Consider the following 17,599-nt stretch of genomic DNA (forward strand, 5'->3'; position numbering starts at 1 on the left):
GAGTGCGAGGGACGACAGGTGTCCGCTCTAGAGTGCGCGGCGCGAGCGTCGCTTAAAAATCACCGCGCAGGGTCAGGACGTAGTTGCGCGGGTCGCCGTAGTAGTTACCGCGGTCGATGTCGCCGGTGGCCTTGTAGTATTTGCGATCCAGCAGGTTGTTGCCATTGAGCGCCACCGACCAGTGTTCGTCGATTTTCCACGCGATCCGGGCATCCCAGATGGCCCGGCCAGCGTTATCGATGGGTTGGGTCGACTCGTGTTCCGAGTAGCCGCTCTGCGCCGAAACCCCGCCGCCGACCGTCAACCGACGCCAGGCGCCGGGCAGGGTGTAGCGGCTGGTCAGGCGCAGCATATGCCGGGGTGTTTCTGCTGAAATCGATTGCCCGTCACTACCGCGGGTGATGTTGAACGTGTACCCGGCCAAAGTCTGCAATCCCGGTAACGGCTCGCCGCTGACTTCCATGTCGATGCCCTTGCTGCGCCGGATGTCACCGTTCAGGTAGCAGGTCCCATAGGCATCATTGCTCAGGCACTGACCCGCATTGGCATCATCTTCGACGGCCACGTCCTTCTGCTTCACATAGAACAGCGCCAGTGACACGTTCAGACGTTTGTCGAGCAGCTCGCCCTTGATTCCGGTTTCATGGCTGGCGCCGATGGCCGGATCAAGCAGCGTACCTGATGCGGTTCGATAGGCGCTTTGCGGCAGAAAAATATCCGTGTAACTGGCGTACCACGACCAGTCCCGGTTGAGGTCGTAGATGACTCCCGCAAACGGCGTGACCTGGTTGTCCTCCTGCGCGCGACGGGTCACGCCTGCGGACGTGGTCTGATAGTCATAGCTGCTGACCCGGCCACCCATCACCAGGCTCAAGGATTCTGTCAGGCTCAGGCGCAGGTTGCTGTAGACGCCATAGCGCTTGTCGCTGTAGTCCGTGCTGCTCCAGGCCGGGCGCGCAGGTTCGGCAATCGCGTCGTGGTCGGGGTTGAAGATAGCCAGCGGCTGATTGGCGTTGACCGTGGCATAGCGCGACTCGCGTTTCTGCTCGGACCCGTTGCCGCCGACGGTCAACTGGTGAGTCAGGCCAAAGGCGTCGAACCGGCCGTCCAGGTGCACGTCGATGCCATTGCTATGGATATCGTCCGAGCGGAACAGGGTTCTGACCAGTCGGGAACCGCTCTGCGTCGCCGGATCAATAGCGCCCTGTGCGTAGGCGACCTTCTGATCGAAAGCGCCATCGGAGTGGGTTGCTGACAGTGTGCCGCTCCAGTTCTCGTCAAAGCGGGTTTCCAGCTCGCTGAACACTTCGTCGGTGCGGGTCTGGTGGCGGTTCCAATCCTGGGCCAGCGACGTGGAGCGCGGCAGGTCGATGGCCTTGCCGTTACTGTAGCGGGGCAGACCGAAGATCGAAAAGCCTTTGGTGTCCGCGTTCTGATGGCGCACGCCCAGGGTCAGGGTGGTGTCTTCGCTCAGGTCGGTTTCCAGGATGCCGTAGAGCAACGGTGCGGTTTTCTGCAGACCATCGGTGAAATAGCCGCGGTCTTCATAGGACGTTACAAAACGCCCGCGGATGCTGCCTGACTCGTTGAGTTTGCTGCTGCCATCCAGGTCGACCCGGTAGTTGTCCCAACTGCCTGCGCGGGTGGTGATCGACAACTGCGGCAGGGCGGTCGGGCGCTTGCGCACCAGATTGACCGCGCCACCGGGGTTGCCCGCGCCGATCAGCAGACCGGCCGCGCCGCGCAGCACTTCGACGCGATCGTAGATTTCCATGTCCGGGGTCATCCAGCCGGTCACGCTGTAACCCTGTCCGGCCACGCCATCGATGATGTAACTCTCGTCCTCCAGCGCGAAGCCTCGAGAGCTGAAGACATGAGAGCCGAAGTTACGTTGGGAAAAGGTGATGCCGGGTGTTTGGGCCATCACTTCGTCGAGGCCGGTGAGGTTTTTGTCGTCCATCACCTGGCGGGTCATCACGGTGACCGACTGCGGCGTTTCGCGCAGCGACTGAGCGGTCTTGTTGATGCTCACGCCAGTGGCCGCATACGAGCCGCTGCCTTCGGTGGTGATGCCGAACGAGTCGCCCTTGATCGCCACCGGCCCGAGATTCATGGTGTGTGCGGAGGCAGCCGCGCCAAGGGTCAGGGTGTTGTCTTCAAGACTGTGCGCTACGTTGGCTTTTTTCAGCAGGTCGGCCACTGCCTGTTCGGGCGTCAGCCTGCCATGCACCGGGCTGCTGAGCTTGCCGTTCAGGTCGTCGGGGTTATAGAGGATTTGCAGATCGCACTGGCGGCCCAATTCCTTTAGCGCACTGCTCAGGGTCTGGGCCGGGATATCGAACTCGAATTCCTCTGCCAGTGCCTGTCCCTGAACACTCAACACCAGCAACAACCCCACACCGCCCAGACGCAGGCCGAGCGTTTTCACGCGGCCTGTGCGCAGACGGCTGGAGGATGTTTGCATGGGAGGGATGGCTCGTTGAGATCAATGGCGAAGGATAATGCATTTACGGCAGCCCGGTCGCGTGCAGAGCGCTGTATCACGAACCGAAGCTGCTCCGCGCGGGGCATGGGCACGATGGTGCCGTGCCGCGCGATCAACGCTTCGCTTGCTCGCGAAGAGGCCTGTCCAGTCCCTGAAATCAGGGCGTTTGAACCATTGCCTTCGCGAGCAAGCTCGCTCCCACAGGGATTTCCATAACGCTGAGCTTAGATCAGAAATCCCCCCGCAAGGTCAGGACGTAGCTGCGCGGTTCGCCGTAGACGTTGGAGCGGTCGGTGGCGATCGAGGTGGTGTAGTACTTGCGGTCGAACAGGTTTTCGGCGTTGAGTGACACCTTCCAGTTTTCGTCCAGTTTCCACGACGCCCTGGCATCCCAGATGGCCCGACCGGCCACGCCGAGTGCTTTGTCGTAGGGCACTTCGTAACCCGAATCCGCCGACACTCCAGCGCCCAGGGTCAGGCGGTTCCAGGCACCCGGCAGGTTGTAGCTGGTGTTGAGGCGCAGCATGTGTTTCGGCGTTTCGTAAGCCACATCCGAGTCGCCGTTGTTGCGCAGCATGTTGTAGGTGTAGCCGCCGAACACTTGCAGCCCCGGCAGCACTTCACCGCTGGCCTCGACATCGACGCCCTTGCTGCGGCTGATGCCGTCCTGCAGGTAGCAGGAGCCGTCGGAACTGGTAGGGCACAGTTCAGTGGTGTTCACATCAACGGCAGCCACATCTTTCTGCTTGATATAGAACAGCGCCATCGACAGGTTCATGCGCTTGTCGAACAGCTCGCCCTTGAAGCCGGTTTCGTAGTTGGAGCCGATGGCCGGGTCCAGTGGCGAGCCGCCAGCGGTGACGTAGTTGGCCTGTGGCGTGAAGATGTCGGCATAGCTGGCGTACCACGACCAGCTGTCGTTGATGTCATAGATCAGGCCGGCGAACGGGGTGAATTCCTGAGTCTGCTTGGATTCGTAACTGTTTGCCGCACCGGTTTTGACGTCGTACTTGTAGTCGTACCAGCTGAGGCGCGTGCCCAGCACCACGCTCAACGGTTCGCTCAGGTGAATGCGCGTGTTGGCGTACAGACCCGCGCGTTCTTCGGTGGTGTCGATGTCATTTTGCCAAGCGGGACGGGCCGGTTTGGCAAACGCATTCTCGTTGACGTCGAAAACGTTGACTGCGGTGCGTCTGGTCACGGTCGCCTGATGTGTGTTGGCGTCCTGCTTCGACCAATCGGCACCCAGGGTCACTTGATGTTCAAGGCCGAACGCGTTGAAGTTGCCTTCCAGCTGGCTGTTCAGACCGACGCTGTCGACCTCGTCCTTGCGAAACAGCGTGCCCTGAAAGTTGGAGCCCGCCAGCGTCACGGGATTCACTGCGCCCCGTGCGAAGGCAATGTTCTGATCGAAGCCACCTTGGGAATAGGTCAACGACGTCCGGCTGGTCCAGTCCTCATTGAAGCGATGCGCGACTTCGGTGAACACCTCGGTCATGTCGCTTTCATGGCGGTTCCACTTCTGCGCCAGGTTGGTCGAGCGCGACAGGCCCAGCGACTGGCCGTTGCTGTAGCGCGGCAGGCCATAGATCGAGTAGCCGTTGATGACCTGTTCCTGACGACGCAGGCTCATGGTCAGGGTGGTGTCATCGCTCAGGTCGGCTTCGACGATGCCGTACAGCAGCGGCGTGCGGCTGTCGCGACCGTCCAGGTAGGAGCCGCTGTCATCGTAGGCCGCTACCATGCGCCCGCGCAGGGTGCCGGAATCGTTGAGCTTGCCGCTGCCATCCAGGTCGATCCGGTACTGGTCCCAGGAGCCGGCGCGGGTGGTGATCGAAAATTTGTTCTCGGCGGTCGGGCGTTTGCGCACCAGATTGACCGCACCGCCGGGCTGACCGGCACCGACCAGCAGCCCTGACGCGCCGCGCAGCACTTCCACGCGGTCGTAGATCGCCATGTCGGGCTGCATCCAGCCGGTGATCTGATAGCCCTGACCGCCAATGCCGTCGACCAGGAAGCTTTCCGCCAGCAGCGAGAAGCCGCGCGAGGTGTACACGTGACCGCCGAAGTTGCGGTACTGGAAGGTGATACCCGGAGTGTCTTCCAGCACGTCGCTGAGGCTGGTGAGGTTGTTGTCATCCATGACTTGCCGAGTCACCACGCTCACCGATTGCGGCGTTTCGCGCAGCGATTGTGGCGCGCCCTTGCCGATACTCACTGCGCCGGTGGTGTAGGAACCGGTGCCGTCGGTGCTAGTGCCCAGGTAATGCGAGTCGATTGCGGTCGGGGCCAGATTGACCGTGCCCGTCGTGTTCGAATCGTCTGCGACAGTTTCCTGTGCCTGGCCGGCCACCGGCATGCACAGCGCAAGACCCATGGCCGCCATGGATGGCCGGGAGCGGAACATCTGACTGAGCATCAACGCTTTGCTGAGCGGGGTGAGTCGTGACGGGTTGTGCATGAATTGGCTCTTTCCAGTGAGTATCGGCAAGGAGATTGGGGGCGTCGTTCAGGTCTGCGCAGTCGGGTCCAGCCGTCGACCGGGCAGGCGTGAGCTACTTTTTTATGAGGCGCTGCGCGAGAGATGGCTGGGCGCGCAATTCGCTGTTAATGAGAACGAAAGCGAATAACGTTTATTTAATGTTTTTTTCACAATCCACGAAAAAAGATGGCGCTTGGCTAGCAATTGAGCGTGGCGCGGAGCAGCCAGGCAAAAAAAAGCCCCGCTCACGGACGTACCGGGCGGGGCGTTCAAGGCGTGGGTGAATCACGCCGGAATAGTTTTATCGCGGGTTTCGCTGTGAACCTGTTCGACCTGAATCTGCCCGGTCTGCATCCGCACCAGTTGGTCGGCGACGTAGAAATAGCGGTCGTCATGGGAGATCACGATGATGGTCTTGCCCTGTTGCTTCAGTTCCGGCAGCAGCTCTGTGTAGAACACGCGACGGAACGCCGGGTCCTGATCGGCGGCCCACTCGTCGAACACCAGCACCTGACGCTCGTCCAGCCACGCATTGATCAGCGCCAGACGCTTGCGCTGACCGGTCGACAGATCGGTTGTGGTGAAGGCCCCGTTCTCGATCCTGACCTTGTGCGCGATGTCCAGGCGCTCCAGGTATTTGCCCGCGTCCTGCGGCAGCGCGGCCTGGCCCTGCAACGGCTCGTCGAACAGGTAGTAGTCGGCGAAAATCGTGGTGAACAGCTGGCGGTAGTCATCCAGGTTTTCCGCGCTGACGGCCTGGCCATTGAGGCGGATCTCGCCCTGTTGCGGCGTGTACAGGCCCAGCAGCAGCTTGATCAGCGTGGTCTTGCCACACCCGTTCTCGCCAACGATGAACACGATGTCGCCCTGTTTGATGCTCAGGTCGACCGGGCCGAGGTGAAAGGCGTCGCTGCCCTCGACCGGCGGGTAGTCATAGCGCAGGTTGTGCAGCTCCAGCGTGTGCATGCTGGCCAGCGACGTCGGGCGGTCACTGACCAGCAGGTGCGGTTCGGGGCTGGAGAATTTCCATGACAGCTCGGCAATGCGGCGCATGGCGATCTGCGCACGGCTGATGCCGGGCAGGGCAGTAATCAGGCGCTCCAGCGGGCCTTTCATGTACAGCATCACCAGCACGAAGCCGCCCAGTACGGTCTTTTCGGTCGTCGGCCAGAGCGCCTGAAAGGCAATGGCCATGCCGATCACCGCAAAGAACAGCATCGAACCGAAGGTTTCCGCGCTGACGAAGATGTTGGCAGCGCGAATGTTCGAACGGCAGATGTGTTCAGTGGCCCCGTGAATCTTTTCGTCGAGCATGTGCTGACGACGTTTGCGCTGAATGCGCAGCTCCTTGGCGCCTGCGGACAGCGCCTGATAGTGCTTCTGCAATTCGTCTTCGCTGTTGCGCGCGGCCAGAATGCTGCGCATGCCGAACGCATGCGCCAGGTATTGTGCGCCGGTGCCGAGCACCACGGTGAGCACCGTCAGTGCCAGAATCTGCCAGGACAGCACGGCCAGATAGGCCAGGCAGCCTAGGGTGACGGTAAACGAAATCACCATCGGCGCGACCGACAGGGCAAAGGTGCTGATGGTGTTGACGTCGTTGAGCAGCACCGGGATCAGGCGGTGCGCGCGATAGCGTTCCAGCTGCTCAATGGGCGCGACCAGCACCTTGGCCGCCAGCTCGCGGCGCAGGTTGGCGACGACTCGCTGGCCGACGTAATTGGTCGACAGGTTGGACAGGGTCGAGCACGCCAGGGTCAGCACACACAACCCGGCGAACAGCAGCGCGGTCTGCGTGTCCGGCCCGCCGGGCATGTTCATCGCGTTGTTGATGGTGGCCAGCAGGCCGGTCACGCTCAGGCCGCTGACAATCCCCAGCACGGTCGACAGCGCCACCAGCCACCAGAATGGCTTGAGGATTCTCAGGGTTTCCCGGGCGAGGCTTTCAGTTGTGCGGGTCATGGTGTGTCTCGTCAGTGTCCGTGAGTGCGGCGTGGGCTTGTTCAGGCCCCGGATGCGCATGAAGTCCGTCAGAGGTCGCGGGCGACCCGGAAACCCAGCCAGTCACCCCGTACATCCGGCTGGCGGCTGTTGCGGTTGCCGGAGCGCGAGAAAATCGGCGCTTCGGTCCAGTCATTGCCGCGAATCATCTTCCAGGTGCAATCACCGGCCAGCCATGCGCTGCCATCGGTGGGCGCGCCGTTGTAGTTGCTGGTCTCGCAATCGGCAGTCCATTCGTAGACGTTGCCGTGGGCGTCGTAAATGCCGAAATCGTTGGGGCTGTAGCTGCCAGCGGGTGCCGTGTAGCTGAAGCCGTCTTCCGGGCCGTAGGTGTTGGCGTGTTTGGCAATGCTGTAAGGCTTGCCTTCGTCCATCGGAAACGGGAAAGAGCCCTTGCTGCCTCCGCGTGCCGCGTATTCACGCTGGGCTTCGCTGACCATGTGGTAGGACTTGCCGGTCTTTTTCGACAGCCATTCGACATACGCCTTGGCTTCGTTCCAGTCCATGCACACCGCAGGCTGACGCGGGCTCAGCGGGTAGCGCGGCGTGCCGGCCTTGCACTCGCGGCCTGGTCGGGTATCGCCGTCCGGCATTTTGTAGCCGGAGCTCTTGATGTATGCGTTCCACTCGCCGCTCAGCACCTGAAAACGGCTGATGGCGAAGGGTTTGGCGAAGGTCACGTCATGCAGAGGACCTTCGTCCGGCTGACGACCCAGTTCCTCTTCGGGCGCACCCATGGTGAAGGTGCCCGTAGGCAGCACGACCATTTCCGGGCAGTCCTTGCAGTCCTTGAACACCTTGCCGGGCGCGGGTACCGGCGTGGCGGCCATGGCGCTGTCGCAGAGCAGAAGGCCGAGCAGGGCGGACAGGGGCAGCAGTGTTTTTTTCATGACGGGTCTCGATGGAAAACGGAAAACAGGTGATCGGTGCATTTGTGTCAGGTGCGCCGGGCGAGCAGCGTCATGAAACGATCGATTTCGGCTTCGCTGTTCAGCAGCCCCGGCGCGGCGCGCACCACCGGGCCGACGTCGCGACTCACCGCGTCAACGACCATGCGCTGCTTCATCAGCCAGGCCGCCACGTCGTCGCACGACTGGCCCTTGAGCCGGAAGAAGCTGAAGCCCGCCGACAGCGCAGGGTCCATGGGCGTCACCAGCTCGACATTGGGCTGGGCCTTGAGGCGCTGTTTGAGGTAACCGTTGAGCTGGTGAATACGTGCCTGCACATCGGCCTTGCCCAGTTGCAGGTGCAATTTGAAAGCCTCGTTCAACGCCCAGCGGTGTTCGAACGAGTGGTAGCCACCGGGCGTCATGATCGTGCTGAAACCGGTGGCTTCCGAGAATGTCGGGATCAGCGGCGTGAGGTCCTTGACCTGTTCCGAACGGGCGCAGACGATGCCGGTGCCGCGTGGTCCGAACAGCCACTTGTGAGTGCCTGCGACATAGAAGTCGCACTTCATCTCCGGGAAATCGAGGTTCTCGACGCCAAAGCCATGCACGCCGTCGACCACGTAGAGGATGCTGTCCCGGTCTTCACGGTCGCGGTTGTGTTCCTCGACCAGATCGCCGATGGCCCCGATGGGCAGTTTTACGCCGCTGCCGGACTGCACCCAGGTCATGCCCAGTACCCGCGTTTTCGGCTGGATACTGCGCGCGATGGAGCCGATGATTTCATCGGCCGAGACGGTAGCCGGGTCCTTGAACAGGCGAATCTTGCGCACCTGCGTGCCGTCGCGCTGCTGACGGAATTTGAGGATGTCGCGGACGCAGGAATGCTCGTGTTCGGTGGTCAGAATCTCCTGATCCGGGCGCACATGGAGACCGCCGTAGATGATCGCCAGGCCTTCAGTGGTGCTGCCGGTCAGGGCGATCTGGCCGGGTTGGGCGTTCAGGTACTTGCCCGCCCAGACGCGAACTTCGTGTTCGCGGCGCTCGGTCTCTCCCAGGTCCCAGTCCATGGCCAGACCGGGATTACGGTCGATATGCGCGCGATGCTGTTCGATGGCCTGGCGAACCGGTACCGGGTGCGAGGTGACCAGAAAATTGGAGAGGTGAACGTAGTCCGGGTCCTGATTGAACAATTGTTTCAGGCGCGTCCATTTATCCGTGGAGGCCGGTTGAGTGGCTGGCGTCATGGCCGCCGTTGCAAGACCGGAGCCCAGGGGCAGGGCCGCCGCGAGCAGCCCGGCCTGTTTGAGGAAGGTTCTGCGATCAGTCATGAGCGTCTGCGCCTGAGGGTCGGGTAGCGGCGTTTGAGCGATTCATGTGCTTCACATCCGGACGAGCAGCAGCCTGAACCTGCTCCCAGACGCGCAGGAAATTGCCGCCCCACAGCTTGGTGATATCCGCCTCGGCGTAGCCGCGCTCGATCAGTTCGGCCGTCACGTTGCGGATTTCGCTGACATCGTTGAAGCCTTTCACGCCGCCGCCATCGTTGAAGTCGGAGCTGATGCCGACGTGGTCGATGCCGATTTTGCGGACGGTGTAATCGATGGCGTCGACGAAGTCCTTGACCGTGGCTTTGGGCTCCTCCTCAAGAATCGCGTACAGCTTGCTGGCATAGGCGCCGAAGCGTTGTTCCGGCCAGACGGTGATGATCGGGTCGCCGGGCATCAGCGCCATGGCCAGGTTCGGCAGCGGTGTCAGGTCGAAGTCCTTGCGCAGCGCGTTGAGCTTGTCCTGGGTTTTCTGGGTCAGCGGTTTCAAATAGGCCGGAAACGCCACGATCTGCACCACACCGCCACTGCGCTTGATGAGCTGCAGTTCCTCGTCGCTGAGGTTGCGCGGGATGTCCACCAGCGCACGCGGCGCCGAGTGCGAGGCGACCATGGGCGTACGGCTCAGCTCGCTGACCTGTTGCAGCGCCTTGCTCGACATCTGCGACACGTCGATGATCACGCCCAGGTCGTTGAGGCGTTGCACGGCCTGCCTGCCGATCTCCGACAGGCCGCCCAGTGCGTCGGGCGTGTCATTGAGAAAGGGCAGGGGACGTGAAGAATCGGCCCAGCTGTTGTTGCCGACATAACTGAAACCGAACATGCGCATGCCGCGTGCGGTCCAGTGGTCCAGCAGGCTCAGGTCATTGCCCAGCGGGTAGGCGTTGAGCATGCTGATGAAAATCGCAAACTTGCCTTCGCCGTGCAGGCGGCGCATGTCGTCCGGGGTGTAGGCGATGCCGACCTGATTGGGGAAATCGCGCACCATGCCGGTGATGATCTTGTAGCGCACTTCCTGCTGATGGCGTGCTTCGTCGACGAAACCGGGTGTCGGACGGTGCGGGGCGTTGTCGCCGTTCCAGATTTCCGGCCAGCCGAATACCGTCAGTGCAGCCCCGGACAGGCGTCCGCGCGCGGCTTTCACCAGGTCGAACTGCCCCGAGCCGTCCTTGTCGGCTTCGTTGCCCTCGCTGCCGAATTTCATCGGCACGGTGATGTGGCTGTCGAAGGAAATGATCCGCTCCTGCAGGTCGTCGGCCTGTTGCATGACCTTGACCGGGTAGCCTGCCGGCGACCAGTAATTCCAGGCCAGAAAGCCCGTACCTGCACTAATGGCCAGGGCCAGCGGCAGGCCGATGAAGAGAGCTTTTTTCCAACGCGGTCTTGTCATTTCCGTCTCGTGTGGTTAACCGTTGCGCAGCCTGCTACGGCTGTTGCTATCTGGTGGAGAACGAGCGGATCGCCGATAAATTTAGCGCGGGGTCATGGATGTGGGTACAGCGCTAAATTTGTCTGCCGGGTTTACGTTCTAGCTTGGATAACGGCTGTCTCGGGGCTGGAACAGGTAGGGTAATGACGATTTCTCGACGAGGGTTCATAGCGGGGCTGGCGCTGACCGGTGCGGCAGTTCCGGCAGCGTATTACGCGCATCGGGAACTCACCCGGGTCGACCTGCCCGAAACGCCGGGCGAAGCCACGGCGGGGCCTGCCGATACCGCCACCCAGCGCCTGGCCGACAAGTTGCGCGGTGTGTGGACTCTGCGCTTCGAGGGGCGCGATGCCGGGCTGAGCGGTGCGCCGCTCGAAGGCCTGGAAATGTTTCTCGACATCGCCCCGCGCGGTCGCGGCCTGCGCGGCTATATCGACACGGCCGAGCAATTGCGCGGCGATGCGCTGCCGCGTTTTCGGGTGATTGGCGATCTGCAACCGGCCAATGCCGCAAGACTCTATCTGCGGGTCATGGACGGCCATGCCGGCAATGATGCGCACAGCGACAGCCCGGATTACGAATTTAGCCTGACCCTCGATGAAGTCTGGGGCGCGTTCGGTAACGCGGGCAGTGGCACCCTGAGCGGGCGTATCGAACGTCTGGACCGACCGCTGGCCCTGCCGGAACTGGACAACCGTCTGATCGCGATCAAGCAGGTGTTTCCAGAGGCGCGGGAAAGGGTCGGTCTGAGCCCGCCGTTTCTGGCCTGGCTGGTGTCCAGGGAGCATCGTCTGTTCCATCAGCTCTGGCATGCTTCGCGAGACAAATGGCACAAGTTGCCCGAAGACAAGCGTGACGCTCTGCGTGGCATCGGCTGGCAGCCGGGGCCGCGTGATCATGAGCGCGATGCGCGTGGCCCGCACAAGGACCGCAACGGCTCGGGTGAAGACTTCTTTTATATGCACCGGCACATGCTGATCCAGGCCCGCAGGATCCAGGACTTGCCGTCCTGGCCGCGTTTTCCGCTGCCGCAGCCTGAGCTGGAGCGCGACCGGCCGGGCTTTGCCCGCTATTTCGACAATTACGACGGTTGTTCGCTGCCGCCCAACTGGCTGGCGCATGGTGACGAGGAATACACACAGCTGGTCAGCGATATCAAAAGCCACGAGACGTTTCATACGCATTTTCAGGTCTGGGAATCGCAGTATCGCGATCCGCGTTTTTTGTCGAAGCTGACCCTGGGCCAGTTTGGTTCGCAGGTCGAACTGGAACTGCACGACTGGCTGCACATGCGCTGGGCCTCAGTGGCACGTGACCCGGCCAACGGTCAGCCGGTGCCGATGGCACGTCGTTCGGATGATTTTGCCGAGCGCTGGTTCGAGCCGGAAAACGACTTTCTCGCCGACCCGTTTTCATCGCACGTGAACCCGGTGTTCTGGATGTTCCATGGCTGGATTGACGACCGCATTGAGGACTGGTTCCGCGCCCACGAGCGCTTTCATCCTGGCGAAGTGAAGCGCCTGGAAGTCAACGGCGTGCCGTGGTTTGCGCCAGGCCGCTGGGTGAATGTCAGCGACCCCTGGCTGGGGCCGGGCACCCACGGTTGCAGTACCGTGCCGGGTCAGGCGGCGGGCACGACCATGGAAATGGACCCGGAAGTCATGAAGCTGGCGCTGCGCATCACCTTCGCGGCCGATGATAAACTGAGCAACCTGCTACGCCGTGTGCCGCGCAGGCCGTGGTATGCACGGAATCTGTTGCCGGAGAGGTGGTTTTGACGAGCGACAGTTGAGATTGTCGTTCCCTGCGCTCCTGCTTGGTAGTGCCGTGACCGACGCAGAGCTTCAGCACGATAGTTGGGATTATCGTTCCTCACGCTCCAGCGTGGGAATGCAGTTCATGATGATGTGGCGCAAGAGGACGCAGAGCGTCCAGAAAGGCATGCGACGCAGAGCGTCGCACGATAATGAGTTGTCCGTGCAGGCCGACGCAGGGCTTCAGCACGATAGTTGAGATTATCGTTCCTCACGCTCCAGCGAGGGAATGCAGTTCATGATGATGTGGCGCAAGAGGACGCGGAGCGTCCGGAACGGCATGACGACGCAGAGCGTCGCACGATAATTGAGTTGTCCGTGCAGACCGACACAGAGCTTCAGCACGATAGTTGGGATTATCGTTCCTCACGCTCCAGTGGGAATGCAGTTCGCGACGCTCTGCGTCGCACGATAGTGGTAGTGGGATTATCGTTCCTTGCGTGATGCTCAGTGCTCCTGCCAACCCCCACCCAGTGCCTTGTACAGCGCGATGCTCGCCTGCAGGCGAGCCAGCCGCAGTTGCACGCTGACATCCTGCGCCAGGTACAGCGTGCGCTGGGTTTCCAGTACGGTGAGCAGGTCCTCGGCGCCTTCCTGGTAGCGGCTCTGGGCGATGCGGAAGGCGGTTTGCGCCTGTTTGAGTTCTTCTTCGTGCCAGTAGCGCTGTTGATCCAGGCCGCGAATGCTGTTCAGGGCTTTTTCCACGTCGGCGAAGCTGTTAATGATCGCGCCGCGATAGGTTTCCAGCAGCTCTTCCTGACGCGCTGTGGCTTTGTCGCGCTCGGCGGCCAGACGCCCGTTGTTGAAGATCGGTCCGACCAGCCCGGCAGCGAGGCTACTGAACGGTGCGCGCAGCCAGTCTTCGGCGCGGGTGTTTTCGGTGCCGAGCCTGGCGCTCAGGGTCAGTTTTGGCAGCATGGCGGCGCGGGCGACGGTGACATTGGCCTGTGCCGCTGTCAGGTCGGCCTCGGCCTTGGCCAGATCAGGGCGGCGGGTCAGCAGTTCGCTGGGCAGACCGGGGCCGATGTCCGGCCAGTTCAGGGTGTCGAAGGACTGATCCGCGAGGTGCAGATTCTGCACCGGCTGACCGAGCAAGGCCGCCAGGGTGATCAACTGCTCGTTGGCCAGTTGCTGAACACGGGGCAGTTCGCGCTGCTGGGTCGCAACCAGATTCTTCTGCTGCGCCAGCTCCAGTGCCGTTGCCGAGCCCGATTCATAACGGGTCTGCACCAGACGCAGCACGTCTTGGGCGTTGGTCAGGTTCAGTTCGGCAATCCGCCCTTGCTCGCGCGCCGCCAGGGTTTGCGCATAGCGATCGGCGACGTTGGCCAGCAGGGTCAGCTCCACGGTCGCCTGATCGAACTGGCTGGCGCGCAGGCCTTGTAGTGCGCTGTCGCGTCCCGCTGCGATGCCGCCCCAGAAATCCACTTCATAGCTGGCGGTCAGGTCGCTGGTGAAGTTGTTGGTGTTGTTGTCGTCGGAAGGGTTGGCCTTGCGGTCGCTGTTGCGCACGAATTTGTTGCGTTCACCGCGCAGGTCAAAGGCCAGTTCCGGGAGCAAGGGCGCGCCGCCGATGATGGCGCTGGCCTGTGCCTGACGAACCCGTGCCATCGCCGCAGCGACTTCGTGGCTGTCGCGGCTGGCCTGTTCGATCAGGCGATTCAGCTGCGGACTGCCGAACTGCTGCCACCAACGCACGTCGCTGCGCTGTGCGGCGGCGTTTTCAGCAAACGCCCAGCTTGCTGGTGGCTGGATGCCGACGTCCAGCGTCGGAGCGGGCGTCTGGCAAGCGCTCAGCAACAGGCAGGCAGTCAAAACGGAGAGACTCGGCTTCATTGATCGATCATTCACTGGTGAGGGCCGCGACCGGGTCGAGGCGGGCAGCTTTGCGGGCCGGCATGAAGCCGAAGATCACGCCGGTGATCAGGGCGCAGGCAAACGCCCCGGCCACAGCCGGCAAGGTGAACGCTACGGCCACCTTACTCAGCAACAGCGCTGCGCCCATGCCCAGCGCCAGCACGATACCGGCCAGCCCGCCGACCACGGAAAGCATCATCGCCTCGGTGAGAAACTGCCGCAGGATGTCGCTCTGCCGCGCGCCGGTGGCCATGCGGATGCCGATTTCACGGGTGCGTTCGCGCACCGTCATCAGCATGATGTTCATCACGCCGATACCGCCGACCAGCAAGGAAATGGCGGCAATCGAGCCGAGCATCAGCGACAGGGTGTTCTGGGTGCGTGCTTCGGCCTGGATCATCGCGGCGTTGTTGGTCAGCTCGTAATCCTGTTTGCCGTGATGCAGTTGTTGCAGCAGGTTGCGTATCGACTGTTCGGCCTGTTTGACGTTGTTGGCGTCGCGGGTGGCGATGGTGATGTACTCGGGGTCCTGCGTGCCGAACAGGCGGATGCTCGCCGACGAGTAGGGGATGGCGATGCGATTGTCGCTGTCCGGATCGCCCGACGTGGCGCCTTTTTCCTGCAGCACGCCGACCACCTGAAAAGGCACGTTTTCGATCAGGATGTACTGGCCGACAGGGTCGGTCTGCTCGCCAAACAGTTTCTGGCGAACCTTGTAACCAATCACTGCCACGGCCGCTGCGTTCTGCTCATCCGCCTCGCTGAAATAACTGCCTTGCACCACCGGCCAGTTGAAGATTGCCGGAAAGTGCGTGTCATTACCGCCAACGTAACTGGAATGATCGACGTTGCCGTAGCGCACCCCGGCCTGGCCGCCGTTGACCGGCATGATCATTTTCACCTCGGGCAACTCGCCCAGCGCGGCGACTTCCTCCAGGGTGATGACGCCCTTGGGCGCGCGCGGATTGGGCGCCTTGCCGTTGAGGTAAATGATATTGGAACCGAACGAGGACATCTGCGCCATGACCTGACGCTTACTGCCTTCGCCAACTGCCAGCATCACCACCACCGACGCCACGCCGATGACGATGCCCAGCAAGGTCAGCGCGGTTCGGAAGCGGTTGATCCACATGACGCGCCACGCCGCCTGAACCGCGTCGAGCAGTTCGCCTTGCCAGGCGCTGTGACTGCCGCTGCCCTCGCTCAGGCGCTTGCGCAGGTCGACCGCTTGCAGCGCGGCTGGATTGTCTGCAGGCGGCGTGGACCGGTCATTGGCGGTATCGCTGATCACCAGGCCATCACTGATCTCGATGACCCGTTTGGCGCGCGCCGCCACTTCCCGGTCATGGGTGATGAGGATCACCACATGGCCCTGGCTGGCCAGTTCGTCGAGCAGGGTCATCACCTCCGCGCCACTGTTGCTGTCCAGCGCACCGGTGGGCTCGTCGGCGAGGATGATGTGCCCGCCGTTCATCAAGGCGCGGGCAATGGAAACCCGTTGCTGCTGGCCGCCGGATAACTGATGCGGTCGATTGCCGGTGCGCGACGCCAGGCCCAGCCGGTCGAGCAGGGCGGCGGCCCGCGCGTGACGCTCTGCGGCGGGCGTCCCGGCATAGATCGCCGGCATCTCGACGTTTTCCTGCGCCGAGCCGGACGGAATCAGGTGATAGCCCTGAAACACGAACCCGAACGCTTCGCGGCGCAGCCAGGCGAGTTCGTCGCTGCCCAGCGCGGCGACGTGTTCTCCGGCGAACAGGTATTCGCCCGAGGTCGGACGGTCCAGACAACCGAGGATGTTCATCAGTGTCGACTTGCCGGACCCGGAAGCGCCGACAATCGCCACGAACTCACCGGCATGAATCGACAGATCAATGCCGCGCAGCACGTTGACCCGCGGGCTGTCGCCTCCGCCGTAGGATTTGCGGATACCTCGCAGGTCGATCAGCGGCGTGCGCATTCAGCCCCCGCTGCCGACGGAGGCGGGCACCAGCAGGCGCTCACCTTCATCCAGGCCGTCGAGTACCTGCACGCGCAGGCGGTCGCTGATGCCGGTGCGCACCTGACGGTCCTGCACCTCGCCATTGGCAGACAACACCTGAGCGGTCTGCCGATCGGCCTGCGCCCCGTTTCGCAACGCCGCGAGTGGCGCGGTGAGGGTGTTCTCGGCTTTCTCGGCGACGAAGAATATCTGTGCGGTCATTTCTGCCATCAGCGCCTGATCGCTGTTATCCACGTCCAGCAGCACGGTGTACAGCACCACCCGGCCACCGCCGTTCTTGCGCGAACTGCTTGGGCTACCACCGCCCTGATTGGCTTGATCCAGCGGCCTGGGCGGGACTGGCAGGATCTGCCGCACGGTGCTGCTCCAGCGCCGGTTGCCGCCGCTCAGGGTGGTGAAATAGGCGGTCATGCCAGGTTTGACATGGCCGATATCGGCCTCCGAGACCTCGGCCCAGACCGTCATCGGCGACAAGCGGGCGATGCGCAGAATCAGCGGCGTCTGTTGTTGCGCGTTCAGTGTCTGGCCTTCACGTGCGTCGAGGGCCACCACTGTGCCGCTCATGGGCGCGAAAATACGGGTGTAGCCCAGCGCTGCTTCATCGCTGCGCAGAGCGGCCTGGGCTTCGAGAATCTGCGCCTTGAACATGTCTACCCGTGCCTGGGTGGCGCGAAATTCCGATTCCGCAGCCTGCACGTCCTCGGCCCGTGTGGCACCGCCTGCGGCGAGGCGCTTCTGGCGCTGCTGCTTCTGCTCGGCCAGTTCGTGCAGCGCACGCTGTTCCTGCAATTGCGCCTTGAGGTTATCGATGGCGTAGCGTGCGGCGTCGAGCTTGGCTTTTTGCGTCGAAGGGTCGATCTCGACCAACAGGTCGCCTTCCTTGACCTGGTCGCCGACCTGGGCGTGGATTTTCATGATCTGCCCACTGGCCTGCGAACCCACGTCCACGTAGCTGCGCGGCTGCAGGGTACCCAGCGCCGTGACGCTGTTTTCGATCGTGCCGCGGGTCACCGGCACAGTCGCGGCGCTGTTTTTGCTGTCGGGCAGGATTTGCCAGGCGCATACGGCAATGACCGGGAACAGGCACAGCGCCACCAGGAGGGCGCGTCGAGGATGTCGAGAGCGTTTCATGCAGATTCCTGGGCTGGGAGATCAGTCGGTCGGTGAACGACGGCCACGAGAGCTGCCCTTTAAACGAGGCATGCCGGCAGGAATTTAGCGTCGATCACGGGTTGTCCGCTTCGGCTAAACATCAGCGTCCGTGCTTCGTTTAACGGGAGCGGCTAATTCGGGTCGTCTTGTCGAGTTGGAGTCAGC

At 62.5% G+C, this 17,599-nt stretch carries 10 protein-coding genes; 1 reads left to right on the plus strand and 9 read right to left on the minus strand.

The genetic code is table 11. The features are described from left to right. Positions 1–52: 52 nt before the first annotated feature. From LIX91_RS17040 to pvdM, 6 genes are all read right to left on the minus strand, one after another. The gene (locus tag LIX91_RS17040; protein WP_226488838.1) at positions 53–2,464 is read right to left on the minus strand and encodes a TonB-dependent siderophore receptor; all 2,412 of its coding nucleotides are present in this window, start codon (positions 2,462–2,464) and stop codon (positions 53–55) included. Positions 2,465–2,714: 250 nt separating this feature from the next. Then, positions 2,715–4,946 (minus strand): TonB-dependent siderophore receptor, encoded by a 2,232-nt coding sequence (locus LIX91_RS17045; RefSeq protein ID WP_226488839.1) that lies wholly within the window; start codon positions 4,944–4,946, stop codon positions 2,715–2,717. 306 nt (positions 4,947–5,252) lie between these two features. Continuing rightward, on the minus strand, positions 5,253–6,929 hold the full coding sequence (locus tag LIX91_RS17050) for a cyclic peptide export ABC transporter (RefSeq protein WP_003419851.1): 1,677 nt from the start codon (positions 6,927–6,929) through the stop codon (positions 5,253–5,255). A gap of 68 nt (positions 6,930–6,997) precedes the next feature. After that, on the minus strand, positions 6,998–7,858 hold the full coding sequence (locus LIX91_RS17055; protein ID WP_226488840.1) for a formylglycine-generating enzyme family protein: 861 nt from the start codon (positions 7,856–7,858) through the stop codon (positions 6,998–7,000). Positions 7,859–7,905: 47 nt separating this feature from the next. Next, positions 7,906–9,186, minus strand: a complete 1,281-nt coding sequence (locus LIX91_RS17060; protein ID WP_226488841.1) for an aminotransferase class V-fold PLP-dependent enzyme — start codon at positions 9,184–9,186, stop codon at positions 7,906–7,908. Beyond that, on the minus strand, positions 9,179–10,573 hold the full coding sequence (gene pvdM, locus LIX91_RS17065; RefSeq protein ID WP_226488842.1) for a pyoverdine-tailoring dipeptidase-like protein PvdM: 1,395 nt from the start codon (positions 10,571–10,573) through the stop codon (positions 9,179–9,181). The genes LIX91_RS17060 and pvdM overlap by 8 nt, the downstream gene beginning before the upstream one ends. Positions 10,574–10,755: 182 nt before the next feature. Between pvdM and LIX91_RS17070 the strand changes: the two genes are divergently transcribed. Then, on the plus strand, positions 10,756–12,390 hold the full coding sequence (locus LIX91_RS17070) for a PvdJ/PvdD/PvdP-like protein (protein ID WP_226488843.1): 1,635 nt from the start codon (positions 10,756–10,758) through the stop codon (positions 12,388–12,390). 483 nt (positions 12,391–12,873) lie between these two features. Here LIX91_RS17070 and LIX91_RS17075 read toward each other — a convergent pair whose 3' ends face one another. From LIX91_RS17075 to LIX91_RS17085, 3 genes are read right to left on the minus strand one after another with little or no spacing between them, the layout of a single operon-like run. Beyond that, positions 12,874–14,262 (minus strand): efflux transporter outer membrane subunit, encoded by a 1,389-nt coding sequence (locus LIX91_RS17075; protein WP_226488844.1) that lies wholly within the window; start codon positions 14,260–14,262, stop codon positions 12,874–12,876. 7 nt (positions 14,263–14,269) lie between these two features. Beyond that, a complete protein-coding gene (locus tag LIX91_RS17080; RefSeq protein WP_226488845.1) occupies positions 14,270–16,240 on the minus strand; it encodes a MacB family efflux pump subunit in 1,971 nt (656 codons plus the stop codon). After that, a complete protein-coding gene (locus LIX91_RS17085) occupies positions 16,241–17,413 on the minus strand; it encodes an efflux RND transporter periplasmic adaptor subunit (RefSeq protein ID WP_226488846.1) in 1,173 nt (390 codons plus the stop codon). Positions 17,414–17,599: the final 186 nt, after the last annotated feature.

The organism is Pseudomonas sp. B20, assembly GCF_020515755.1.
Lineage (GTDB): Bacteria > Pseudomonadota > Gammaproteobacteria > Pseudomonadales > Pseudomonadaceae > Aquipseudomonas > Aquipseudomonas syringae.